The organism is Rubripirellula tenax, from assembly GCF_007860125.1.
GTDB classification, from domain to species: Bacteria; Planctomycetota; Planctomycetia; order Pirellulales; family Pirellulaceae; genus Rubripirellula; species Rubripirellula tenax.
The window spans coordinates 42,357-65,768 of record NZ_SJPW01000011.1; the positions used below are offsets into that span (position 1 = coordinate 42,357).

20 protein-coding genes and 1 tRNA gene are annotated in these 23,412 nt (G+C 57.3%); 7 read left to right on the top strand and 14 right to left on the bottom strand.

All coding sequences use genetic code 11. The annotated features are described in order from the left end of the window. Positions 1-427 precede the first annotated feature (427 nt). Positions 428-501 (bottom strand) — tRNA-Val (locus tag Poly51_RS28755). Positions 502-595: 94 nt separating this feature from the next. After that, positions 596-790: a 30S ribosomal protein S21 gene (gene rpsU, locus Poly51_RS28760; RefSeq protein ID WP_145169923.1), complete on the bottom strand. Its 195-nt coding sequence runs from the start codon at positions 788-790 to the stop codon at positions 596-598. 411 nt (positions 791-1,201) lie between these two features. Here rpsU and Poly51_RS28765 point away from each other — a divergent pair, with 411 nt between their 5' ends. Continuing rightward, positions 1,202-1,381: a hypothetical protein gene (locus Poly51_RS28765; RefSeq protein ID WP_146462416.1), complete on the top strand. Its 180-nt coding sequence runs from the start codon at positions 1,202-1,204 to the stop codon at positions 1,379-1,381. Between the two features lie 19 nt (positions 1,382-1,400). On the opposite strand, the gene Poly51_RS28770 is transcribed toward Poly51_RS28765, so the two are convergent. The 6 genes from Poly51_RS28770 to Poly51_RS28795 all read right to left on the bottom strand — a co-directional run bounded on the left by Poly51_RS28770 (position 1,401) and on the right by Poly51_RS28795 (position 7,994). After that, positions 1,401-2,411 carry a VWA domain-containing protein gene (locus Poly51_RS28770; RefSeq protein WP_146462417.1) on the bottom strand — a complete coding sequence of 337 codons (1,011 nt, stop codon included), beginning with the start codon at positions 2,409-2,411 and terminating at the stop codon, positions 1,401-1,403. Between the two features lie 13 nt (positions 2,412-2,424). Then, positions 2,425-3,507, bottom strand: coding sequence for a VWA domain-containing protein (locus Poly51_RS28775; protein ID WP_146462418.1), 1,083 nt, complete (start codon positions 3,505-3,507; stop codon positions 2,425-2,427). Continuing rightward, entirely contained in the window at positions 3,507-4,523 is a 1,017-nt protein-coding gene (locus tag Poly51_RS28780) for a BatD family protein (RefSeq protein WP_146462419.1), read from the bottom strand. The genes Poly51_RS28775 and Poly51_RS28780 overlap by 1 nt, the downstream gene beginning before the upstream one ends. A gap of 32 nt (positions 4,524-4,555) precedes the next feature. Next, positions 4,556-5,431 (bottom strand): DUF58 domain-containing protein, encoded by an 876-nt coding sequence (locus Poly51_RS28785; RefSeq protein ID WP_146462420.1) that lies wholly within the window; start codon positions 5,429-5,431, stop codon positions 4,556-4,558. A gap of 135 nt (positions 5,432-5,566) precedes the next feature. After that, entirely contained in the window at positions 5,567-6,595 is a 1,029-nt protein-coding gene (locus tag Poly51_RS28790) for an AAA family ATPase (protein WP_146462421.1), read from the bottom strand. Between the two features lie 55 nt (positions 6,596-6,650). Then, positions 6,651-7,994 (bottom strand): hypothetical protein, encoded by a 1,344-nt coding sequence (locus Poly51_RS28795; RefSeq protein WP_146462422.1) that lies wholly within the window; start codon positions 7,992-7,994, stop codon positions 6,651-6,653. A 58-nt stretch (positions 7,995-8,052) separates the two neighbouring features. On the opposite strand from Poly51_RS28795, the gene Poly51_RS28800 reads away from it, so the two are divergent. Both Poly51_RS28800 and Poly51_RS28805 read left to right on the top strand, forming a co-directional pair. Beyond that, a complete protein-coding gene (locus Poly51_RS28800) occupies positions 8,053-8,403 on the top strand; it encodes a hypothetical protein (protein WP_146462423.1) in 351 nt (116 codons plus the stop codon). 277 nt (positions 8,404-8,680) lie between these two features. Beyond that, positions 8,681-10,987, top strand: a complete 2,307-nt coding sequence (locus tag Poly51_RS28805; protein WP_315853693.1) for a DUF1592 domain-containing protein — start codon at positions 8,681-8,683, stop codon at positions 10,985-10,987. 553 nt (positions 10,988-11,540) lie between these two features. On the opposite strand, the gene Poly51_RS28810 is transcribed toward Poly51_RS28805, so the two are convergent. After that, positions 11,541-12,290, bottom strand: a complete 750-nt coding sequence (locus Poly51_RS28810) for a gamma-glutamyl-gamma-aminobutyrate hydrolase family protein (protein ID WP_146462424.1) — start codon at positions 12,288-12,290, stop codon at positions 11,541-11,543. A 457-nt stretch (positions 12,291-12,747) separates the two neighbouring features. Here Poly51_RS28810 and Poly51_RS28815 point away from each other — a divergent pair, with 457 nt between their 5' ends. Continuing rightward, positions 12,748-13,848, top strand: coding sequence for a 3-oxoacyl-ACP synthase III (locus Poly51_RS28815; RefSeq protein WP_146462425.1), 1,101 nt, complete (start codon positions 12,748-12,750; stop codon positions 13,846-13,848). On the opposite strand, the gene Poly51_RS28820 is transcribed toward Poly51_RS28815, so the two are convergent. From Poly51_RS28820 to Poly51_RS28835, 4 genes are all read right to left on the bottom strand, one after another. Continuing rightward, positions 13,845-14,453, bottom strand: a complete 609-nt coding sequence (locus Poly51_RS28820; protein WP_146462426.1) for a pyroglutamyl-peptidase I family protein — start codon at positions 14,451-14,453, stop codon at positions 13,845-13,847. The two genes, Poly51_RS28815 and Poly51_RS28820, sit on opposite strands and share 4 nt — an antisense overlap. A gap of 87 nt (positions 14,454-14,540) precedes the next feature. Further along, the gene (locus Poly51_RS28825) at positions 14,541-15,209 is read right to left on the bottom strand and encodes a methionine-R-sulfoxide reductase (RefSeq protein WP_146462427.1); all 669 of its coding nucleotides are present in this window, start codon (positions 15,207-15,209) and stop codon (positions 14,541-14,543) included. 615 nt (positions 15,210-15,824) lie between these two features. Beyond that, a complete protein-coding gene (locus Poly51_RS28830; RefSeq protein WP_146462428.1) occupies positions 15,825-16,040 on the bottom strand; it encodes a hypothetical protein in 216 nt (71 codons plus the stop codon). Positions 16,041-16,096: 56 nt separating this feature from the next. After that, positions 16,097-18,907 carry a hypothetical protein gene (locus Poly51_RS28835; RefSeq protein WP_146462429.1) on the bottom strand — a complete coding sequence of 937 codons (2,811 nt, stop codon included), beginning with the start codon at positions 18,905-18,907 and terminating at the stop codon, positions 16,097-16,099. A gap of 370 nt (positions 18,908-19,277) precedes the next feature. On the opposite strand from Poly51_RS28835, the gene Poly51_RS28840 reads away from it, so the two are divergent. The 3 genes from Poly51_RS28840 to Poly51_RS28850 all read left to right on the top strand — a co-directional run bounded on the left by Poly51_RS28840 (position 19,278) and on the right by Poly51_RS28850 (position 21,498). Further along, positions 19,278-19,568 carry a transcriptional regulator gene (locus tag Poly51_RS28840; RefSeq protein WP_146462435.1) on the top strand — a complete coding sequence of 97 codons (291 nt, stop codon included), beginning with the start codon at positions 19,278-19,280 and terminating at the stop codon, positions 19,566-19,568. Positions 19,569-19,641: 73 nt separating this feature from the next. Then, complete coding sequence (locus tag Poly51_RS28845) at positions 19,642-20,022, top strand: DUF1499 domain-containing protein (protein WP_146462430.1); 381 nt, start codon at positions 19,642-19,644, stop codon at positions 20,020-20,022. A gap of 69 nt (positions 20,023-20,091) precedes the next feature. Continuing rightward, positions 20,092-21,498: a mandelate racemase/muconate lactonizing enzyme family protein gene (locus Poly51_RS28850; RefSeq protein ID WP_146462431.1), complete on the top strand. Its 1,407-nt coding sequence runs from the start codon at positions 20,092-20,094 to the stop codon at positions 21,496-21,498. A gap of 22 nt (positions 21,499-21,520) precedes the next feature. Here the strand turns inward: Poly51_RS28850 and Poly51_RS28855 are convergent, their stop codons facing one another. Further along, on the bottom strand, positions 21,521-23,116 hold the full coding sequence (locus tag Poly51_RS28855) for an aspartate:alanine exchanger family transporter (RefSeq protein ID WP_146462432.1): 1,596 nt from the start codon (positions 23,114-23,116) through the stop codon (positions 21,521-21,523). Positions 23,117-23,412: the final 296 nt, after the last annotated feature.

Consider the following 23,412-nt stretch of genomic DNA (forward strand, 5'->3'; position numbering starts at 1 on the left):
ATTCGTTTTGTTTTAGATTCGCGATCAACGCTTTGGGATTTTATAAAAGTCAACGGGCGATTTTGCCCAATCCCCCATCCAGCAACCATCATGGGACTCTGATATGCGTTGTTTCACGATTGTCTTCACTGTCGCCGTCGTCGTGGGCCTGACCACGCCAGCCATTGCGGTCGCACAAGAATCGACTGCGACGACGCCTTCTTTTCAGCCCGCTGATGTGCAGACGCAGGCCAGCAAGATTTACGGCTTTGTCGAAAAGACCGGACTTGGGCATCAACATTTGGGATCAGGTAGAAGCAAGGTCGCATCGACGCGTGTGGGACCAAATCCCGAGCTGTCGGAGGTGATCCCGAGCACGAAGCCAACCGAGGATACAAAGAAAACCGCGTCTTTCGCGGACTCAGGCCAGTCAGAGATGACCGGCCAATGGGCGCTGAGGGACTCGAACCCCCGACCCTCTCGGTGTAAACGAGATGCTCTAACCAACTGAGCTAAGCGCCCGCTGTGCACGACTGCGGAATTTTGGGTTTGGCTTCGGCGATTTTGCAATCGCCGGTCTTTTCAAGCCTGTTTTTCACGCGCAAACTTCTGCGGCCTAGCGGCTCAACAGGCGGGTTCGGCGGGCGCGGCGTTCGGCTCGCAAGCGTGCGCGGCGGTTGGTTTCACTTGGCTTTTCGTAGTATTCGCGGCGGCGCATCTCTTTCTTGATGCCGCTACGCTCGACCAATTTCCGAAATCGGCGGACAGCTTCTTGGATCGTTTCCCTGTCCCGAACTACTAACTTAACCATCTTTGCTCCGAATTCATCTGAGAGAATTTTCTCCCCAACTGAGGGAATTGCAATGGAATCCGCCACTTGGCGGGCACGCGCGTGGCGGCAGTTTAGCCGTTTGACCCCAATTTCAGCAATGGCCATACGCCCGTCCTTACTGACTTTTCCGGTCGGCAGGATTTGCCCGGACGCGTCAGTTTAAAAGCTAAATGACGACACCACTGTTCGGGAAGGTCGGGGTGACCGCTAGAGACGGAAAAAGCGGCAATCTTTACCAGCTTTGACGGATCGTTGCGATCGGTTCGGGGGTGCCGAATGACGCAAGAACGGCCGATCTGAATTCAAAGACCGGGTCGGTTTTTCGACTTGGTCGCGTCGGCAGAGTTCGGATCGCTCTGCCGTAACCCGAATTTTCACCCCGAGTCGTCGATGTCGCCCACTCCCACATCCCAGGTTGCTGATCAAGAGCCTGGTCACTTGCTTCGCGACTTGGAGCGACGCCAGGACGATGTTCTTAGCCAATTGGATGCACTTGATGCCAAGCTGACGGAAGTCCTTCGCGGTCTGGGTGTGACCATGGAAGACGAAATTGACGAGACGTTGGTTTGAGCTACATTCGCAATCGTCGTTAGTCTTTGGCAATCGTGATCTGAGCGACGAGCAGGGCGATTGCCGGCGCTAAGAACCATACGAAACGTGCTTCGTAGCCGTCCACTTTCGTCGTCTCGAATTCTTGTTGTTCGACCGTCGCGATATAGCCGTGGTACACATCGGCCATATTCACTTGTTTCGTTCCGGCTGGAATGTAGGCGCCGCCCGTTTCGGTTGCGACGCGAGCTAGTATGTCGCCATTCAGTTTCGAAAGCACCGTTTCGCCGTCGTGCTGCACAAACGTTGAACGGCCTGTTCGCGTCTTGACGGGAATTCGTGCTCCTGCGTCGAGATCGCCCAATCCGATCGTGAAGATCGTGATTCCCTTTTCTTCTTTGGCCCGTTTGGCCGCTTCGACGGGCTTGCTCTCCATGTCTTCGCCGTCCGTCACCAACACCATTGCTTTATGTTCGTTGGTTTGGGTCAAGTAGCCTACCGCAGCAACCGTGATGGCGTCGCCTAGACGCGAGCCACCGCGAACCAGGTTATCGGGGCCGACTTCATCCAATCTTGACTTGAAATCGTCATAGTGGCTGGTCATGGGAATTTGCTGTTTGACTTCGCCGGCAAATAAAACCAGTCCGACTCGATCGCCAGCCATTTCGTCGATCGTGTCTTTGATCATCTGTTTGGCGCGGTCCAGTCGCGATGGAGTGACGTCTTCGGCAAGCATGCTTCGCGATACGTCGAGAACAAACATGACTTCGATTCCTGATTGGGGAACCGGGCGTGACACTTGTCCCCAACGCACGTCCAGCAAGGCAGCAACTAACAGTGCCAGCGATGTGATGGCCAAAGCGAGTGACGCCGCATTTCGAATTTGATTCGTTCGGCCGAGCACGCGCTGGCGCATTTCAGATGTGACGAATTTTGTGGCGGCACGACGTGCCGAAGCCATCGACAACAACCAAATCAATGCGACCGCGAGCACGACCCAAAGGAGGTGCATGCGAAGCGGCGATCCGATTTGTAGTTCACTGAGGCTCATGTGTTACCCAAAGTTAACTGAATACACGAAAGACAGTGCGTCGTAGCGCCATTGCCATGGTGATCAATGCAAATGCGATCGATAGCAACGGCGGAATCGCAGTGCCGTCGATGCGGACGGTTTGGACAGCCATTTCGCGATAGTCGGCAAACGATTGAGTTTCGATTTTCGTCTTTTCGAGTTGGTCGATCTCGTCATAGATCGTTTCGAGCGAATCGGTGTCGGTCGCGCGGAAGTATTTGCCGCCCGTTTCGTCGGCAATTTTGGTCAAGGTTTCTTCGTCGATGGTTACGTTCACATAATCAACCAAAATTTGGCCTGATCGCGTTCGGCGAACCGGAAACGGTGCCTGGCCTTTGGTGCCGACGCCGATGGTGTAGATCTTGACCTTCATCGCCTTAGCCAATTCGGCAGCCGCTTGAGGTTCGATCTCGCCGGCCGTGTTCTCTCCATCGGTCAACAATATAATGACTTTGCTTTGCTTCGACTTCGTTTCACCGTTGTCCAGCGACGCCAACTTGTCGACCGCCAGGCTGATTGCATCGCCGATCGCGGTTCCGTCTTCGTCGCTATCGGTGACGATGCGCGTGTTGTCGAGCTGGGCGATCAGGAAGGCATGATCGAGCGTGGGTGGTGTGATGGCATCGGCGTAACCGGCGAACGTAACCAGCCCGACTAGGTCGCTGGCCCGTCCCGATGGCTTGTCGGTTTCACTTTCGTTGCCGAGGACAAACTTGGAGGCAACGTTTTTGATCGCCGTCAGTCGGTCGACGTTTTGACCGTCGATTTTGAAGTCGAGTGCCTGCATACTGCCGCTGCGGTCGACCACCATTTCAATGGCGATTCCCTCGCTGGTGACAATCGTTTTCTCTTTGCCGTATCGAGGTCGGGCAAGGGAAACGATCATCAGCGTTAGCGCGGCCAGCGACATTGCGGTCGGCACCCATGCCAACCGTTGACGCCACGTCGGTCGCTCGTCCCAATCCGCGGCCGCGGAACTGTACGAAATTGTTGACTGATCGCGACGCGACCACCTACGCCATGCGACAAGCGGCACAAGCACCAACAAGATCAGCCACCACGGATGCAGAAACATCAGCGATCACCTCGTCGCTGCGATGGCTTCGCGTTCGGCGATGCTGACGACACGTTGTGAATGAGTTCGCGAAGTTGGTCGATCCAGTGCGGGACCGATTCGTCGTCACCCAGCGGCGCGCCGGCAAACTTTTGTTGGTCGACCAATCGCAGGAAGTTGCTTAGCGTCGCGACCGCGTCGCTGGGCCAATCGTTCTGATTCACCGTTTCGATCAACTCGTGGGTCGCCATCGACGTCGCCGTGGTTGACTCGGCATGTTCGACGAATCGGCGAATGATGCCAGTCAGCTGATTCAGTGCTGCGGGTGAAGACAGTTGTTTCTGGTTCCATTCTTGTTCCACACGATTCAACTGGTCGTTTGCCCATGCTTGGGCCGATACAGTCGGTCGACGTCGTAAGACGAAGTATCCGGCGACTGCGCCGATGGCTATCGCCGTCAATCCGATGGATAGTATCGGCGACGGGGCCGTCGGTGCAACGATTGGGACCAATGGTTTGATTTCGCGAAACACTCTGGGATCAGCATCGTCGCCGATCAACGATGTGATATTCACTTCGAACGGTTGGCTCGTTAGCTGGCGCGGGCCTTCGGTCATCTCGGGCATCTGGTAGCTGACGCGGATCGGCGGGATCGTTAGTGTTCCGCTTCGCAGAGATACGAGCGTGAAGCGGAACACACGGCGGCGACGATCTGCGTTGCCAGCGACGGGAATGGAAGTGCCGGAATCACGATCGGTCACTTCGAAATCGCCCAGCCGATCGTCGGGCGGGTCGCCGTTCTGCACGCCGATCGCTTGCGGAAAAAGGTTCGCATTTTTCGGCGCTTCGACGTCAAGCGTCAACGTGATGGGGGTCGCTACGGGGGCGGAGGGCGGATCCACTGTGACAATCATCCGAACACTGCCATCGACGATCGTTTGCGAATTGCGATTGTTGGCGGGTAGTTGCGCAGCCACGCTGATCGACGACGTTGCCGTCACCCCAGTGAGCGCCGTCATCCCAATGACCAAGGCCAAGATCGCGGGCCTTTGATAACACGCGACTGGCATCACGTGCGAGTTTCCCGTTGATGGAAGAATCGTTGCAGTGGTTCAACGAAGTCTTCGCCGGTGAAAATCCGAATCGGCTCCATTCTCAAGCGACGAAACAGCGTTTCAGTTGCTTCAATTCGAGCGGCCATTCGTTCGGCAAAGCGATCGCGGTGGCGTCGGCTGGAAGTATCGATGGAAATCAATTTTCCGGTTTCGGGGTCGCGCAATCGGACTTGGCCGACGTTCGGCATTTCCGTCTCGCGACGGTCCGCGACCATGATGGGAACGATATCGTGCTTTCGCCGGGTAACTCGGAGTGTTTTTTCGAATCCTCGGTCTTGAAAGTCGCTGATCAGGAAGACGACGCTGCGCCGCGAGGCCGTTCGACCCAAATGGTCGAGAGCGGTTTGGATGTTCGTGCCCTGGCCGATGGGGCTGCAATACAGCAGTTCGCGGATCAACCTCAGCACGTGTCGAGTACCCTTGCGCGGTGGGACCGCCTTTTCGATTTGGTCGGTGAATAGAGTCAATCCAACCTTGTCGTTGTTCTTGATCGCACTGTACGCCAAGGTGGCGCCCAGTTCGGTAACGAGTTGGCGTTTGGTTTGATGCTGGGTACCAAAATCTTGCGATGCACTCAGGTCGACCAACATCATCACCGACATTTCGCGTTCTTCGCGGAATAGCTTGACGAACGGTTCGCCCGCCCGCGCGGTGACATTCCAGTCGATCGCGCGGATGTCGTCACCGACTTGGTAGGGACGCACTTCTTCGAACTCGATGCCGCGTCCTTTGAACGCCGAATGCCAACCACCGGCGAGCAAATCATCGACGACATGCGACGTGTTGATTTGGATGCGACGAATGTTCTGCATCACTTCGCGAGGAATCATGGCGGGGGGAAGTAGGTGGCAGGAATCAGGTGACAGGTGACAGGTGACAGGTGACAGGTGACAGGTGACAGGTGACAGGCATTTTACATCAGGCGTTTGCCACGTTTCCTGTGACCTGATTCCTGCCACCTACTCTCACGGGACGGGGACGGTTTGCAGTATCAGTGCGACGATGTCTTCGGCGGTTTTTTCTTCTGCTTCGGCTTCATACGTGATGATGACGCGGTGCCGCAGCACATCCATTGCGATGGCCTTGACGTCTTCGGGCGTTGCGTAAGCGCGGCCTTGCAGGAACGCGTTCGCCTTTGCTGCTAGGGTCAAGTTGATCGTGGCTCGCGGCGAAGCACCATACTGAATCAAATCGTCGAGATCCAAGCCATAGGCTGCCGGTTTGCGCGTCGCCATGACAAGGTCGACGATATATTCCTCGACCGGGCTGCTGACGTGAATGCGATCGACCAGCGATCGAGCCGTCATGATCTCGGCGGGTGTCGTCACCGATTCGACCTCGATGGTGGCTTTCGTTTTGGACATCCGCCGCAAGATTTGTAGCTCTTCGTCACGATTGGGGTAATCAACGACGACCTTCATGATGAAGCGATCCATTTGAGCTTCCGGAAGTGGATACGTTCCCTCCTGCTCAACCGGATTTTGCGTCGCCATCACCATGAACGGCTCTTCCAAGAAGAACGTTTCGCCGCCGATCGTCACCTGTCGCTCTTGCATCGCTTCCAGCAACGCGCTTTGCACCTTCGCCGGCGCTCGGTTGATCTCGTCGGCGAGAATCAGATTCGAAAAGATGGGACCTTTCTGAACCACAAACTCTTGAGTTTGTGGTCGATAGACTTGGGTTCCGATCAAGTCCGCCGGCAACAGATCTGGTGTGAATTGCAGTCGTTGAAATCCGGTGCTGATCCCTTTGGACAAGCACGCGACGGCGGTTGTCTTGGCGAGACCGGGAACGCCTTCGATCAACAGGTGGCCGCCGGAAAGCAGCGCGATGATCATTCGGCCGATCAGGCCCTCTTGTCCGACGATCGTTTTGCCGACTTCGTTGGCGAGTGTTCGAAAGGGACGACTATGGATGTCGATTTCGGCGGTCAACTGTCCGAGGTTCTCGTGGCCCGAGTCGGCGTTGACGTGGGGGTGGGAGGCGTCTGGCATAGAGTTCGAACGTGAAACAAACGGATCAGAGTGAAAGACAGTGCATTCGTTGCACTTACTGTAACGCGCCCTCGATGACATTTTTAGGCGGGGGGATCTTCAGGTGAATCATTCGCTCGGCCGAGTCGATCGACGAGACATCGGCCCATGTGATGGCATCGGCAACCCGATGAAGGCTACCCGAATCGAACAAACAGACTAGGCCCGTGTTGCCGAATCCGAACTGCATCGAACGGCGGATACCGAGCGTTTCTCGCAGCGATTGAATCAGCTTGTCGCCTTCCGGGCCATCGACGCGGTTTTCGATTCGCAAGAGCACGGTCTCGTCGGCCGAATGCTTGTTGCGAATGTTCGTGATCGTTTCCTCAACGCGCTTTTCCATGAACGCCATCATCCCGTTGTTCCCGCGAAACTCGTTTCCGCGTGTCATCGGATTCCCAAAGCCTGGGCTACCCGGACCGTAAGGTGGCACCATCGGTGAACCGGGATAGCCCGGTTCTGGGGGCGTGAAATCGGGTGAGGTTTGCCTCCCGAAGGATTTGAGTCGAGCTTCCACGTCGTCGTAACGCTGGACTTCGGGAACACCTTCAAGGTCAATTTCTCCCGAAAGCGAACGGTGAAACGCGATCGCCATTCTCGGATCAATATCATGTGCGTTGGAATAAAAAGGCGAGATCACTCGGAACAACTGTTCCTTCAATCCTTCGTCTTCGTAACGCGACGCCAATTCGGTTAGCTCTTCGGCCGCCTCGCGGTAGGCATCGACGATGGAATCGGCATCGTCCTTGTCGTCGGCGGCAATGACGGCAGCCCACACTTTACGTTTGGCATCGATAACGCCGCGTTCAATTTCTTGCAGCGGTGTGGTTGCCGAGGGAATCGGGATCCACGCCGATTCGATCAGTCGCCGCGTGTCGCTGGACGTCAGGGTAAAGGTCACCGCAGCTTCACGAAACTCGGGCGAGGAGGCGAGTCGCTCGGCCGATGCATTCCTTATCACGCCGGCGGTACTTTCGGCCTCTTTTCCTTTTTCGGGCAATCGCCTTGCGATCCATTCCATCAATCGGTTCCACTCCGACGGTGATAGCGGAGGCAACGCGATGGCCCGTTTTTGCAGTTGCGAACACTGCTGGTTCAGATCGTTCAGCTCGATGATCACCTTTGCTATCGACTTGGTATCAACGACGGCTTCGGGTTCCTTCAAAGCCTTGATCGCGGCAACAGCGGCTTCCGAGTTATCGGCATAGTCGTTGAGGACCTTTTCGTGCGAGTCCATCATCGGTATCGCCGCGACGATCGATTGCACGGGAATGAATCGATCGATCGGGATCGATTCACGAAGTGCATAGATCCCGCCACCGATTGCCGCCGTCATCAAGATGCAAACGGCGGGGATCATCCATTTGCCCCATTGGGGTTTTGGCCGCCGAGTCGCCGGACGGGCAGATGGGTGAAAGGTGCCCGCCGCCGGCCGAGCGGTTGTCGCCGTCGCGGTAGTCGGTGACGTTGGTTTTACCGCTGCGGGGGCGAGATTGCGAGGTCTCGGTGGTGGCGCCGACGCGATCACGGGAGCCGGCAGGTTGGCAAAATCATTCGACTTCGGCGCCGCCGTGATGTTGCCTTCGGGTGTCAGTCCGAATGCCTTACGGCATTTGGGACAGGTCACTTCCGAAGCAACGCTCGGGCGTTGCAATCTCAGCGGTAACCCACACTTGGGGCATTTCAATTCGAGGGTCGGATTCATCGGCAAAGACACAAAAACCGAATTCATTGGGTTGAAAGTCGAGAACACCGACTTGTACCATTGAAACGCTCGGATCTGACGGGCGTTTCCCCAGGGAACGTATCTTTCGTCCCGATGTGATACGGCACGTACGACCGATTGGTTCGTATGGGCTATAATACGTCCGGCCGACGAATCGGCATGTTCGGCGTGTAAGCGCCGCGATCGCGAAGAACCGGCCTCCGAAACGCACCACCAGAATGTTGCGTCCGAATTGCTGCCCCTTTCCACCCTGGCTATCAATCCTTGATTGCATTTTCGCACGGATTGCGAAATCAAATCACTTCTTTGTCGGACGCCCTGTGATTTCCACCCTTTGCAATCGATTCATTGTCGCAATCATCGCCGGATGGTTGATGGGATTGTCAGCCGGTCTGTCACCGGCGCGTGCGGACACAGCATCGCGCGATGCCGCGTTTCGCGATTCGTTGTTGCCGTTGTTACGAACTTACTGTTTCGATTGTCACGACGAAGGAAGTGAGTTATCGCTAGTCGATGATACGTCGGCGGCGGATTTGGCGGCGAACCGCAAAGTCTGGACGCGGGCGTTGGCACAAGTACGGCTGGGGACGATGCCGCCCGAGGATGGTGCCGCGATGGACGCGGCCACGCGCACCAAAATGGCGACTTTGATCGAAGAACTGGCCAACGCCGTCGATTGCGTTCGCAATCCGAATGCCGGGAAAGTCGCCCTACGCCGGCTGAACCGAGCCGAGTATCGAAACACCGTCCGTGATTTGACGGACGTGGACTACGTCGCGGCAAAGGGATTCCCTGGCGATGACGTGGGTTACGGGTTCGACAATATCGGTGACGTGCTTTCGTTGCCGCCGCTGTTGATCGAAAAGTACCTTGATGCCGCCGAACAGATTTCGGGCAAGGCCATCTATACGCCTCCACCGGGCGAAATCTATGAATTGGATAAGCCACCGTCGTCATTGATCGATGCTGAAAAGCACGGCGGCGGCGGTGATCGGGTCACGATCGCCAGCAATGGAACCGTATCGCTGCAGGCGGATTTGCCGTTCGGCGGGATCTACACGCTAACGGTCACCGCGTCGGGTGATCAGGGTGGGCCGGATCCTTGCGTGATGAAAGTTGAATGTGGACGAAACGAACAATCGGTGGAGGTCGGCAACGAAACGGCAAAAGATTTCGACGTCGTGATGCGAGTCGGTCGAGGCACACGCAAATTCGATATCTCGTTCACCAATGACTATTACAAAGACGGAAAGGATCGAAACCTTCACATCCATCACGTTCATTTGCGGGGCGAAGAAACTCGCAACACGTACGTGGACGAAAATCAATTGCCCGCCAGCCATCGACGAATCATTTTTGTGAAGCCCGACGCAAACACAACCGCGGATCAGGCGTCGGCGGTGGTTTTGGGCCGTTTGGCCAGCCGCGCTTTTCGGCGTCCGGCCACCAACAACGAAGTCAAGCGATTGGTGGAATTGACGGCGTCCGTGCGAGCGGAGGGTGGAACATACGAGGAAGGCTTGCAGGTTGCGATGCAAGCGATCTTGGTGTCGCCCCATTTCTTGTTCAAGGTCGAGCAGAATCGCCGACCGGATGCGTCGGGGAAAATGCCGCCGATCAATCAGTACGAACTGGCGACGCGGATCTCGTATTTTCTGTGGAGCAGCATGCCGGACGACGAGCTGCTGTTGTTGGCGCATCGCGAACAGCTTCGCGATCGTCGCAAGTTGCTGGACAAGGTGGGGCGCATGATGAAGGACCCACGAGCGAATCGTTTTGTCGAGAACTTTGCCGGGCAATGGTTGCAGCTTCGCAATCTGGACACTGTGAAGCCAGATACACGTTTGTTTCGCACCTTCGACGACGAAATTCGCGACTTGATGAAACGAGAAACGCTGACCTTCTTTGCCGGTGTGATGCGGGGCAACATGCCGATTCCTACTCTACTGGATGCCGATTTCACGTATCTGAACGAACCGTTGGCAAAGTTCTACGGGATGCCTTCGGTGAAGGGCGATCAGTTTCGTCGCGTTTCGTTGGTAGGAACGCCGCGCGGCGGACTGCTGACTCACGCCAGCGTGTTGACGGTGACCAGCAACCCGACGCGCACCAGTCCGGTCAAGCGAGGCAAGTGGATTCTTGACAATCTGTTGAACATGCCGCCTCCGCCGGCGCCGCCGAACATTCCCGAGCTTGAAAAAAGCCGGTTGGTGGGAACACTTCGTCAGCGAATGGAGCAACATCGCGATAACCCGGCATGTGCGGCGTGCCACAACATGATGGACCCATTGGGGTTTGCGATGGAGAATTTTGACGCCGTCGGGCAATGGCGGACTCGCGACGGGCGCGATCTCGTCAATGCTTCGGGAAAGCTGCCTGATGGCACGGCTTTCAATGGTGTTGAAGACTTGAAGCGACTTTTGTCTACCGAACGGCGAGATGCATTTGTTCGTTGTTTAGCCGAAAAGATGCTGATCTACGCACTCGGGCGTGGCACCGAGTATTACGACAAATGCGCGATCGATAAGATCATGGCCGATGTTCGCCGGGCCGACTATCAATTCGCGTATCTGCTAGCTGCCATCATCGAAAGTGATCCGTTTCAGAAACAGGGTCACCGCGAGTAGCGAATCGATCGGCATGAAGTTTCAGCGGGCAACCCTACGTGGCCCTGCGACTCCGCTCGCAGGGTGTACTTCTTGTGCTTTGTAAACTGCTTTGCAGTTAACGTCCCGCGAGCGGATTCGCGGGTCCACGACGGGTGTCCGCGTTGTTTTGTAAACTGCTTTGCAGTTTACGTCCCGCGAGCGGAGTCGCGGGTCCACGTTGGGTGGCTGATTGGGTAGCCCCAAAAAACGAAAAAAGGCCGGACGCGCTTCGACTCGTAGCGCGTCCGGCCTGAAGTCAATCCTGACTAAGTTCGCCAATTCGACTGTTGTGATTCGTCGCATCTTGCTTTGAATCTTGATCGTCCGTGACCGCGTCGCTCGAAACTTCGCCACAACGTCACTTTGTCATATTGCATCTTGCATTGACTCGAACCCCGAGGGGGCCGTGCGTTTCCGTACGCGAGTGATTCGTAGTGATTTTCCGAGCAACTCAACCGTCGTCTTGGCAAGGACCGCATCCTTGCGTTCCTGGCTCCTCAGCGGGAGAGTAACTGTTGGTCCATGGGGTCGACTAGGCGACCAAACGTAGATCTTGTTCCGAGCGTTCCAAAACGCCGGCGACGAATTCTTCGAAGATCCGAACATCAAGCGCCGATGCGGCGCCACATTCGGGGTGGAACTGGGTGCCAAGAGCGAACCAGTCCATCATTTCGCTTTCGATGGCTTCGATGACTCCGTCCGGGCAACGTGCGGTGACGCGGAAACCGGGTGCTACTTCGTCGATCGCCATGTGGTGTCGGCTGCTGACGCGGATCTCGCCGTCGCCATAAACGCGACCAATCAACGAATCGCTAACCACATCCAGCGTGTGTCGGTGGTTTGCGTCTTGCGGGTCATGGTGAGGAACCGCGTTTGGTAGGTCTTCTTTGATATGAAGGAACAAGTTGCCGCCCTGTTGGACGTTCAGCAACTGCATGCCCGTTCCAATGCCCAGTACCGGCATACGCCGCTCGGCGATGTCGGCCATCAGCAATCGGTCGCTGGTTTCGCGGACCGGATCGAGAGGGCGAACGCTCGGGTGGAGCATAAATCCGTCGTTTCGCGGATCCAAGTCGGCACCGCCGATCATGACAAAGCCGTGGAGAGAATCCAAGACACGAGCGATCGACGCCGGATCATCCATGGGCGGGATCACGACAGGAATGCCATCGGCTGCGATGATGGAGTTGAAGTAGCCGGCCGCGATGTAGCTGTAGGCTGGCACGTTGCGAGCCGCTGCGCGGTAATCAGCGTTCATTCCAATGAGCGGTTTATTCGACATCCGAAAGTTCCTCTTCGAATCGAGCGAATGAAATTGTGATGCAAATCGTTTTGCATCAACCAACCCAAATGTGGAACAGTGGGTTCACACCAACGACCGCTTTGAAGAGCTTGCTTTCCCGCGACCCTGGTGCCACCGTGTTGGGCTTGCCGAAGGATCTGTCCAGAAGAGAAGTGCAGCTTCAAAGGCTGTTTCGTCCGTGATAAACTTTGCTCCTTGGGCTGGGTGGGCGAGGTGACGATGCCTTGCCCTTGATGGTTGGAGAGATTACAGCTCGAATCTCGGGGCACCAAACTGGTTCTACATATTCGCTTGAGTGGGTGCTGCTAGCACTACGGGCGGTGATAGCAAAGCGTTTTGTTGCTAGCAAAGCAGGTGTTGTGGCGTGCTGTTGGTGAACGAACGGCCGCTGTATATTTGTTGCAACAGCAAGCTACTTCAACACTTAGGTCATCGCGTGCGATTTGCCAACGTCTGCCTGGAATCGATCGGTGCGGAAATTCCCGAAGAAACGTGGTCGAGCAGTGATATCGAATCTCGCTTGACGCCTCTTTACGACCGCCTGAAGCTGCCCGAAGGCAGGCTCGAATTGATGAGCGGCATTGCCCAGCGACGTGTCTGGCAACCGGGGACCGTGCCTAGCGGGCCAAGCATCCGTAGCGCCAATCATGCGATCGAAGCATCGTCCGTCGATCGCGATCAAATCGGATGTTTGATTCACGCCAGCGTATGCCGTGACTTCTTAGAGCCCGCGACGGCATCGCGGGTTCACCATGGCGTCGGTTTACCGAGTCGGTGTTGGGTCTATGACGTATCCAACGCATGTTTGGGCTTGATCAACGGTGCCGTGCAAATTGCGATGATGATCGAATCGGGTGCGATCGATGCAGGAATCGTGGTCGGGACCGAAAACAGCCGACCGTTGCTGGAGCAAACGATTGCGACGCTGAACGCCGACGTAAGTCTGTCCCGCAAGTCGGTGAAGCCCGCATTCGCGTCGTTGACCATCGGTTCGGGCAGCTGTGCGTGGTTGCTGTGCCATCGGCGGCTCTCTCAGCATGGCACAACGATCGACGCGGCGATTGCCCAATCGCGAACCGAGTTCCATGATTTGTGCCGCAGCAATCATGACACGGCCGGCGCCGAAATGGCCCCCTTGATGGACACCGATTCGGAGCGTTTGATGGCCGAAGGGATTGCGACGGGTGCAGAGGGTTTTGAGCAACTGCTGGATGTCATCGGGTGGGATCGCGGCCAGGTCGATCGGTCGATTTGTCACCAGGTCGGCGGGCGTCACCGCATCGCGATGCTGGAAGCCATGGGTTTGCCGATCGGCAAAGACACGATCACGTTTCCGCGACTGGGGAACACCGGATCGGTGGCATTGCCGTTAACGCTGGCGGCGGCCGCCGTGTCGGGTGATCTGTTGCCCGGAAACCACACGACGATGTTGGGGATCGGATCGGGGATCAACAGCGTGATGTTGGCGGCGACGTGGGGCCAGACCGCGGTGGCGGGCAACTTGGCAGCTCAACTGGGTTTGATTGGCGTTTCTTAAACCAATTGGTCTAAGATCATCGCAATCGCTGCACTGGCCATCGGCGTGCTCATGCTGGGCATCCGGGACTGTGGGTCCTTGGCGCATTGTGCTGGCGTTAGCGGCACGTGGACGAACGCCGATCTCGTTTTCATGCCGAACGACTGGGCATAATGCTGGCTCAAGTACAGTGCCGCATTGCAAAGATAGGTACCCGCATGGTGCGACACTTCGCATGGGATGTCGGCGGCAAGTAGAGCACGACAGCATCGGTCCAGTGGCAACGGGGATCGGTAAGCCTCCGGAGCGTCCTTGATCAGCGGCGAGCCGTCGCTACGAACATTCAGCCCGACGGCTTCGAGCTTGATCAGCGGATGGCCTGGGGCTTGGCCCAGATGGATGGCAAAGTCGAAGTCTTCCTGCAGATCCTTGCGAAGATTCTGGCTCATTCGAGTCAGATCGACCGCGTACCGCCGGCTGACGATTTCGATCGGGCCGTCGTACCATCGCGTCAAATCGACGAGCGCGGCCCAACTGCTGTTCTCGGGCCAGCGATCGTACGGTTCAAAAGCGGTGATCAGAACGCGGGTCACAGACGTGTCTTTCGCTTCATCTTGGTCGGGCATGATGGAATCCGTGCCGCCATGATACTCAGTGGCATCGGGCCGTTTGAAAATAAATCAACAGCGTTATCTGTGCCCGAATCGCCGGGTTTACGGCTGTGCGGGATTCGCTTCGCTATCCGGCAATTTGATCACGGGCGGCAATTCGCTTCCTTCGGGATAAAAACGCATCGAGATCGAATTGACACAGTGCCGGGTGTTCTTCTCGGTCATCCGTTCTCCTTCAAAAACGTGTCCGAGGTGCCCATCGCAGTTTGCGCACGTGATTTCGACGCGTCGGCCGTCCGCATCGGTGTGGCGAGCCACTGCGCCTTCGATTTCGTCGTCAAAACTGGGCCAACCGCAATGGCTGACGAATTTGTCTTGGGCGTGGTACAGCCGAGCGTTGCATTGACGGCACAGGTAAATGCCGGGGTCCTTCGTCAACGTGTAGCCGCCATCGCCGGGCGCTTCGGTGCCCTTGTTCAAAAGGACGTGCGCTTCGAGATCATTGAGCGGGTTGTAGGAACCGAAAACGAAGGGCAGCGTTTTTTTGTTTTCCACTTTCTTGCTCACTTTGCCGGAAGGTTGCGATGAGGGAGTTGCCGACGATTCCGACGGACTCGTATCCGTCTCGGCTTTCGTATTGGTCGACGGGGTCACGTCGGATTCTTCGGTCGGTGCCGCGACAGCGGTCGCCGATTGATCACAGCCCACCGCGCCAACCAATAGACCCAGTGGGATCACGGACAATGCGGTCCAGCGAAGAAACAGTCGCATGGTGAAGAGACTCTTTTGAGGACGTGGAAGAAGTAAGACGCCGGTTTGGATGGTCGAACCCGTTCTTCCCATTGTAGCGTTTCGAGACGCTTCGTCGGCGCACAAAAAAACCCGCCCGCCGAGACACAAGGTAGATCTCGACAGGCGGGGAAGTTCTCGCTCGATCCTAGGATGAACGAGTGGGGTGACCATGCCGAAGCATCGGTCCGCCGACTTTCGCTAACGGTTGTCACCCCGTTGGCTCGTACAGCAATAATCCACTTGCTCACCTCCCTTCGTAATCATCGGTTTGACGGTTTTCGACCCAGGTGCCAACCAGATAGGGCCGATCGCCGTACGGAAACGTGTATCGCGACGCGTCATCGCGATCCGACTTCGGTATTATCGCTTGGCGTCAACTCTTGTTCAAGTTTTTTTGCCAATTCAACAATTCTTTCATCGGTATGGACCAAGACAGACTGGGCTGGCCGAGGTTCACCAAAAAAAGAAAAGGGCGAGCCGTTTCGGCCCAGCGCCCAAGATGGATGGGCCTTCCCAGGCCGACGTTGCCGCACGCAACGGTGTTCTTTTCCGTGAGATACGTTTGGTTTGAAGATCGTTGAGAAATTCGATCGTTTAGGCAGCCGGCGTGTCGATTTCGTAGTGAACGATGATCAGAACGTCGCCGGCCGAGAAGGAATTGAGGGGGCCACCATGGCTGCCACTTTGGGACGCCAGGTTGCCGGAGATCGATAGCACTCGGGCGCCGCTCTTCCGCATCCAGCGGTTGATTTGACGCTCCATTTCCGCCAGCTCGGTGTCGACGCTCTTGAAGATTTTGACTTGTTGCACGACGTGGATTCTCCGTTGAAGTGGTTCGCGTTTCCGGCCATCAAGGCGAACTGATTCTACTGGTTCACGTCCGCGATCGGGTACGGCACCGGTTTTGGCAAAATCGATTGCGGCTGCCAGACACTTAGATGGACGTCGTCAATGGTTGCTTCGCCGGCTCCGATCAATTCGAACATGACGCTGACTTCGCCACTGCTAACGGCTTGGCGATACAGCCGAATCGGTGTCCAGTCGCTTCGAGCGCGAACCAAAATCCCCATCTCTTGACCGCCGATCGAATCGTAAACCAGCACACCTTGATGAGGCGCGCCAAACCCGAGCGTTCGTACGACCGCGTCGATTCGGATGGCCGTTCCGGCGGCGACTCGAACCGAAGGACTGCGGATCTGAATGACGGTGCCCTCGTACCCGCCCGGAAGTGGGTCATCGCCGATGGGCGAGACGCGTGCCTGCAGAGCGCCGGGGCCCTGGTACGTTCCGCGAGTGACGTGACGCACTTCGCTTGTCGCGCGACCCGCCATCCGGCCCCCGAAACTCCATCGACCGGGGCCCATCAAGTTGGCGTCGTCAAGCGAACCGCTGGTCAAAAGGTTGTCGCTCCACCCCGCGTCGTCCATCAACGGACGCCAGATCGTCTGAATCTCGGCGGCGCCAAGGTCCATCGGTGGACTGCTCGTCGGTGCCGGCCAATCGGGCATCAGTGCTTCGGCGAGTTGCCAATCGCTGCGCAGTGCCCATGCATCGGCTCGGCGCGCCATTCGGATCGCTTGGTCGACGTCACCGGCGCGGTACAACGGTTCGGCTTGTTGAAGGGTTTGCTCGGCGACGCCGATCAAACTGGACGGCGGCGAGCGATCCGATGCGCGGGCCGCCGCGGCACGTTGCCAACTCTCGCGCGTGCGACGAACCGATTCCGTCGCCAATTGCCATCGGTCCAATCCGGCTTGCCGGGCGAACTTGGCTGCCGAGCTGATCAGCAATCCACCGACCGCCGGATCGTTGCTGAGCACAATCAATTCGGATGCGTCGGGCGATACGATTTGCAATCGAGACCCCGTGGCCGTCGCTTCCGGAGTCAGCCGCTCGGCCGAAAAGTGAGTCATTCGCCAAACGGTCTTTGCCGCATCGGACGGCGTCAATTGAATTTCGAGCGTGTCACCGTCGCCGGCCAGCACTTCGTTACCCCGCGTTGCGATGGAAGTCAGAATCAGCAAGTCGGTGCCGTCGGTCGCCAATCGTGTGCATCGATACGGCGCGCCGACGATCGGCGGTGGCGGCGCGGGTGTGGCCGACGTCACCCAGGGCGAAATCATTGCCACGGTTCGGTTGACGTAGCTCAGCGACATGGCGCGGCTTTGGTCGAACTGGCTTCCCGATGCGAGTGTTCGTGTAGAACGAAAGAGGATCGCCGACGGAGTCGATTCGAGCGAACGCATCGTTTGCAGCCACATCGAATGCCAGCGGAAACCGTCCGGCGGCGGTGCACCGATGGAGTTGGCGATCGACTCGGTTTGCAACAGCATCGATTCGGGCGGCATGCTGCTGATGCCGACGCCGGCTTCGACGCGGTCGCCGACTTCGCGTCGTGACTGGACCATTTGTGCGACTTCTTCACCGCCCCGGACGCCGCGGACGCGCGGCGGTAAATCGCCGATGATCGCATCGATCGATGGCGCGTAGCTGCGCCAAGCTTCTGAGGGTGCAGCGACGATCGGCCGTTGCCAACGACGCGGCCACGCCCGTAGCTTCGCAGATAATTCGGACGTCGAATCGACTTGCCGGCTATCCAACGCATCACCCATGCCGATGTACCAGGCCGCGATCGGTTCTAACAGCGATTCGATCGACGGGTCCGGCGCGCTCGGCGGCGGAGCGTAAAGCGACATCCTGGCTTGGCTGGCTTCGGAAAGGATCGCCGCGTCGGGCGGGCCTGCCAACAGCACCGCGTCGAAACCGAGCGATCGCACCCACGCGAGCGGTTCGCCGTTGTGCTGCAAGATTCGCGTCACTCGGCCGATCGGAAACGCCGGCTTGGAAAACGAATGGAGTGTTCGAGCGTCGTCGCCAAGTTTTCGAGACGTTCGTGCATCGGCATCTTCTCGCGCGAATTCACCATCGCGAGCGTTGCCCGTCACAACGCCGGCACTGATCGCAACCAGTCCATCGACACGCAATTCGTCTATTCGCAGGGCCGTTTTGCCCGGGCCCGCGTAAGCATTGATAACGACCGCATCGACAAAGGCGCCAGACAAGTCCGCATCGCTGCCGTACTGGCCCCGCATCGCCATGTTCTTTAGCCGCAGCGCGCGTTCGATCATGCCGATACCGATTGTCGCGAACTCGCCGGGCTTCGTATACGCGGCGCCGTAGATAACGACCGACTCGGGACGTCTCGTTTCGGCGTTGCGGACGAAGGGATAGCGAACGCGAAATCCGATCTTCGCCCCCGGCTTGGCGCTCATCACCGAAACTTTGGCAAGCAGGTCGTTCAGAGGACGAACCGGTTGGATCGGATAGACCAAGATCGCTTCGGTTCCGTTGCCCGCGACCAGCGATATGGTTTCGCAGGCGCCATCGTTCACGCCTCCATCGGCCAAATGATCTTGCTTGATCACCCGCGCGTCGCAATCCGAGCTGTCCAGATGCCATCGCGGCGGATAGGCGTCAAGCGAGTCGTAAATCTGGGCGTTGGCCTTCCCGGGGGTGACGCCAAGCACGAAACCAACCGCGATGCACAGGACTAGAAACGCCCAGAGTGTCCATCCAAAACGGCTCGTAGAGCACGTCATTGTCGTCAGCGCATGCACGCTTTGCCCCGTCGTCAGATTCGACGTCGATTCGCGACAAGGCGTAGATGTTTGTGACATTGGATTGTTGACCCAGGGTACGAATGCCGGAACAATCGCCGACGTCATGTGGGATGAATGCGACGCAGTGTTGAAAAAACACCACGACCGGGCGCAAACATCCTCAAGCTGACGCAAGCCCTTTCCATACCAAGATTTAAGTGCTGCCAGCAAGCCGAAACCGTGTTGCTTTGAAGCATCGTTGGATTTTTGCATCGCGGGCAGTGTTTGTGTCGCAAGTCTATATGAGGAAAAGGTTTATGCGATTCAGCTGTGATCCGCCGAAGGAATGCGGCACCGCAAATGCAATGGATGGCATGTCAACGAAACAGCCTCCCGCAATCACCCGCTGCAACCTCTCGCAGAACTCACCGAAGGACGCGAACCTATGATGCCAAAGACCATCGGATCCACCAACCAAACCTCCGACGACACTCCGATCGAGCTGCAAGAAATGGCCAAGGCGATTGCTTCGCTGCCCGAACGCTATCGCGATGTGGTTGCTCCCGCGATGCAACGCGTCGTCGAATGCAGCACTCGTCGACGCCGCATTCTGAACTTGGTTCAAGAAGCCCTGTCGCAACTTCGCTTGGACATGAAGTATCTGATCTTCGACCTCGAAGCGACTCGTCGTGAACGCGACCAGTACAAAGAGATGCTCGAAAAAGATGGACTTCTGTAGGTTCTTGTTTCGACCTTCCCGGCGATTCGTAATACCGATCGCCTCGATACTATTGTTTGCCGGATGGATCTGCATGAATGTTCAAAGCATTGTCCGTGGCCTGACGACAAATCATGCCCAACTCAGTGACAAAGCCGAAGACCGAATTCTGCGACCCGTCCAACTTGCCGAGACTCCCACGTCGGTCGCCGACAAAATCGTCCAGTGGACCGAACATGAGTCCGGCTGGGCACTTGTTTCGCGAGAACCCGACGACAACGGGGCCGTCATTGCGCTGCATCTGACTCGTACAACGCGAATCTTCCGATTCGTGGATGATATCCGAGTTCAAATCGTCGCCGATCCGGGCGGCCGCAGTTGTCGGGTCGATGCGGAAAGCCAGTCCAGGGTCGGAAAGGGCGACCTTGGGCAGAATGCTCGGAACCTTCGCGCGCTGGTCACCGCCATTCGCTAGCCATTTCTTCTACACTGTCGGGCTGACGCGTCTTTTTGCTTTCGCCCCCCTCTCACAGTAACTCGTTTGATGTCTCGTTTTCGTAAATCTACCGACGTCGAAATTCAGTCGGTGCGGCTGCACTATTTGCCCGTCACGATGCGGATGCCGTTGAAGTTCGGCCCCGAGTCGGTTTCGTCCGTCACGTGTGCCCGGGTCGCCGTCACCGTCGTCGACGCCGACGGAAAAACAGCGGTTGGTTGGGGCGAGACTCCGTTGTCCGTCACGTGGGCGTGGCCGTCGGCGGCGATGACGTACGCCCAGCGTTTCGATGCGATGACGGATTTCTGCGGCCAACTTGCCAAAAACTGGACATCCAATCCAGCCACCGGCCACGCGTTGGAAATCGGGCACCACTTCCTGGACCACATCATGCCGTCGATGGTCGAGTCCTTCAACGCCGGTCGTGGCGAACACGCGATGCCGCATCTTGCTGCGCTGATCGCTGCCAGCGCATTCGACATCGCGACTCATGACGCTTATGGAAAATTGCATGACGTCGATATCTACGATACGTACAACGAAAAGTATCTGTCCGATGATTTGTCGGCGTACCTGACGCCCGAGCAAGGCAGTGGCATTTCGTTCGCCGGCAAATTTCCTTGTGACTATTTGGTTGCCGATCCACCGACGTCGCTTCCGGTGTGGCACTTGGTCGGCGGACTCGACCCTTTGGAAGATTCGGATCGCATTGGCACCGAACCCGACGACGGGTATCCGGTCACGCTTCGCCAGTGGATCGTTCGCGACGGGTTGGATTGTTTGAAAATCAAACTCCGGGGTAACGATGCGTCATGGGACTATGATCGTATCGTCCGTGTCGGCGAGATGTCGTTGGAGCTTGGCGTGAAGTCGTTGTCGGCTGATTTCAACTGTACGGCCGAAACCACCGAATACGTGAACGAGATTCTGGACAAGTTGAAGTCGCAGCATCCCGCCATCGACGAACTGATCATTTATGTCGAACAGCCGTTTCCCTATGACCTGGAAAAACGCCAGATCGACACGCACAGCGTTTCCGAGCGTAAGCCGTTGTTCCTTGACGAAAGTGCTCACGATTGGCGATTCGTCGCGATGGGAAAGCGTTTGGGCTGGACCGGCGTGGCTTTGAAGACTTGCAAAACACAAACGGGTGCACTTTTAAGTCTTTGTTGGGCGAAGGCGCACGGGATGCCGTTGATGGTGCAAGACTTGACCAATCCGATGCTGGCCCAGATCCCACACGTCCGATTGGCCGCGCACGCCGGCACGATCATGGGCGTCGAATCGAACGGGATGCAGTTCTATCCCGACGCATCATTGCAGGACGCCGCCGTCCATCCGGGGATCTATCGTCGACGCGATGGTCGCTTGGATCTGTCAACGATCCGCGGCCCCGGTTTCGGGTATCGGATCGACGAAGTCAATCGCGAGCTGCCCGATCCGGTTACCGTTTGAGAATCCGTTTCGACCAGGTCTTTTACTGCGTTAGCGGCGCGAGCAGTTCCACCAACAACGGTGCTGCGACGGTGATGATCACCAGCGCAACCGGATAAGCGGCGACGTAACTGGTTACTGGTTGGCTGGAGTCGGTCGCGGTGGTCAAGGCTGCCAACCCTGGCGTCGACGTCATGCCGCCACACGTCGCACCCAAGGATTGAAGTAGCGTCAGTTTGAAGACATACCGCGCGGCGATGAATCCGACGGCAAGCGGTATGACGACGATCGCGGCGGCAACGGCGGCAAGCGTGACGCCGTGTTCGGCCAGCACCGGTGCAATGTTCGCTCCAGCGTCCATGCCGGCGTCCGATAGAAAGAGGGCGAGCCCACCTTCGGTCATCAACATTTGAGCCGCCGGAGGATACGATCCGCGGATAGGCCCGATGCGGCGAAAGTGCCCAAGGATCAGGCCCACCATCAAGGGGCCGCCCGCGACACCCAGTGAAACGGAGATCGTTCCAAACTCCAACGACGTGCGGCCGACCAAAATGCCGGCGGCCAAGCCCACCGCCAAGGACAGCAGATCGGTTTCGTTCAATGCTCGGGGCCGATGCCCGACAACGCCCTGCACCTTGGCAAGGTTTGGCATTTCGCCCACCAAAGTCAAAGTGTCGCCGAACTCGATCCGCGTACGTCCCGACGGCACGAACTCGATGTCGTGTCGGCGAATGCGGACGACCGTGATTCCGAACCGAGAACGAAGTCGCAGTTCTTTTAGCGTGCGACCGTAGACTTCCGGCGAAGTGACAACCAGTGTCTTCCGCTGGTGATCGGCATCAATAATCGCATCGTCGCCGCTGGTCACCACGCCAAGCGTCTCGACGACGCGTCGCAAGTCTTGTTCCTCACCCACGATCAAGACCTTGTCGTCCAAGCCGAACGTGTACTCCGGTGCAAGCGGTTGCCAGTAGTTGTTGATCTGGATCCGCGAGATTTGGCACCCCGAATCGTTAAAAATTTCCACGTCACCTGGTCGACGGCCGATGATCGCCGGGTTGACGACTTGGACAGCGCGGCGTTGGATCGTGCCTTCGGCAAACATTCCATCGTCCGACGGGGCGCTGGTGCTTTGTGTCGCCTCTTTGAGTCCGAACTTGATGGCAAGCTGAACGAAAACGACAACAACAACAATGCCGATGGGATAGGCGACGCCGAAACCTACGGCGACGCTTGCCGTTTGTTCCGTGCTCTCGGTGATCGCGCCTAGCGCCGGCGTGCTGGTCAAGGCACCCGCCATCAACCCACCGGTCAATTCGGCAGGTAAACCCAGGATCTTTGAAGCGGCCGCAGCAACTACAGCGCCCGTTAAGACGATCATCGCGCCCAATATCGACATCGTGCGTCCTTGCGCCGCCAGCCCACGGAAAAACGTGGGGCCTGCCGAAATGCCGACGCAGTACACAAACAACGCCAACCCGATTGTCCCCATCCCCTCGGGAACAGACATTCCAAAGTGGCCGGCAAGTAACGCGATGAACAAAATCGCTGAAGTGCCCAGCGAAATTCCGAATAAGGAAATACGTCCGACCAGCAAGCCGACCGCAATGACTCCCAATAACGCAAGCAAAGGACTCAATCGATACCTCAAAACGCGGTGGACGCACTCGTCGAGGATCGAAACGACCGTCTCGCTCCCTGTTCTGGACGACACCGCCGGTTTTTACCGCATTCACCATGTCGCGACGATGGCGGTGTCCGCTAAGGCAATCCAGTGGTCCGCAAATCGGCTACAACGGCGATGCGGTTGGGATGCCCCCAATTCCTGTACCAGGCGTTATGAAAGATTGGGTTGGGGAATTGGGATCGGTGATTCGCAGTGCTGCTGGAGTGAGGCCGTAGGCCGAACGGAAGCAGCACTGCGAAGCGCGAACT

Coding starts and splice junctions, on each gene's coding strand:
- rpsU (WP_145169923.1), bottom strand. CDS start 790: ATGGTTAAGTTAGTAGTTCGGGACAGGGAAACGATCCAAGAAGCTGTC.
- Poly51_RS28765 (WP_146462416.1), top strand. CDS start 1,202: ATGTCGCCCACTCCCACATCCCAGGTTGCTGATCAAGAGCCTGGTCAC.
- Poly51_RS28770 (WP_146462417.1), bottom strand. CDS start 2,411: ATGAGCCTCAGTGAACTACAAATCGGATCGCCGCTTCGCATGCACCTC.
- Poly51_RS28775 (WP_146462418.1), bottom strand. CDS start 3,507: ATGTTTCTGCATCCGTGGTGGCTGATCTTGTTGGTGCTTGTGCCGCTT.
- Poly51_RS28785 (WP_146462420.1), bottom strand. CDS start 5,431: ATGATTCCTCGCGAAGTGATGCAGAACATTCGTCGCATCCAAATCAAC.
- Poly51_RS28790 (WP_146462421.1), bottom strand. CDS start 6,595: ATGCCAGACGCCTCCCACCCCCACGTCAACGCCGACTCGGGCCACGAG.
- Poly51_RS28795 (WP_146462422.1), bottom strand. CDS start 7,994: ATGATCCCCGCCGTTTGCATCTTGATGACGGCGGCAATCGGTGGCGGG.
- Poly51_RS28810 (WP_146462424.1), bottom strand. CDS start 12,290: ATGTCGAATAAACCGCTCATTGGAATGAACGCTGATTACCGCGCAGCG.
- Poly51_RS28820 (WP_146462426.1), bottom strand. CDS start 14,453: ATGCCCGACCAAGATGAAGCGAAAGACACGTCTGTGACCCGCGTTCTG.
- Poly51_RS28825 (WP_146462427.1), bottom strand. CDS start 15,209: ATGCGACTGTTTCTTCGCTGGACCGCATTGTCCGTGATCCCACTGGGT.
- Poly51_RS28835 (WP_146462429.1), bottom strand. CDS start 18,907: ATGTCACAAACATCTACGCCTTGTCGCGAATCGACGTCGAATCTGACG.
- Poly51_RS28840 (WP_146462435.1), top strand. CDS start 19,278: ATGCCAAAGACCATCGGATCCACCAACCAAACCTCCGACGACACTCCG.
- Poly51_RS28845 (WP_146462430.1), top strand. CDS start 19,642: ATGAATGTTCAAAGCATTGTCCGTGGCCTGACGACAAATCATGCCCAA.
- Poly51_RS28850 (WP_146462431.1), top strand. CDS start 20,092: ATGTCTCGTTTTCGTAAATCTACCGACGTCGAAATTCAGTCGGTGCGG.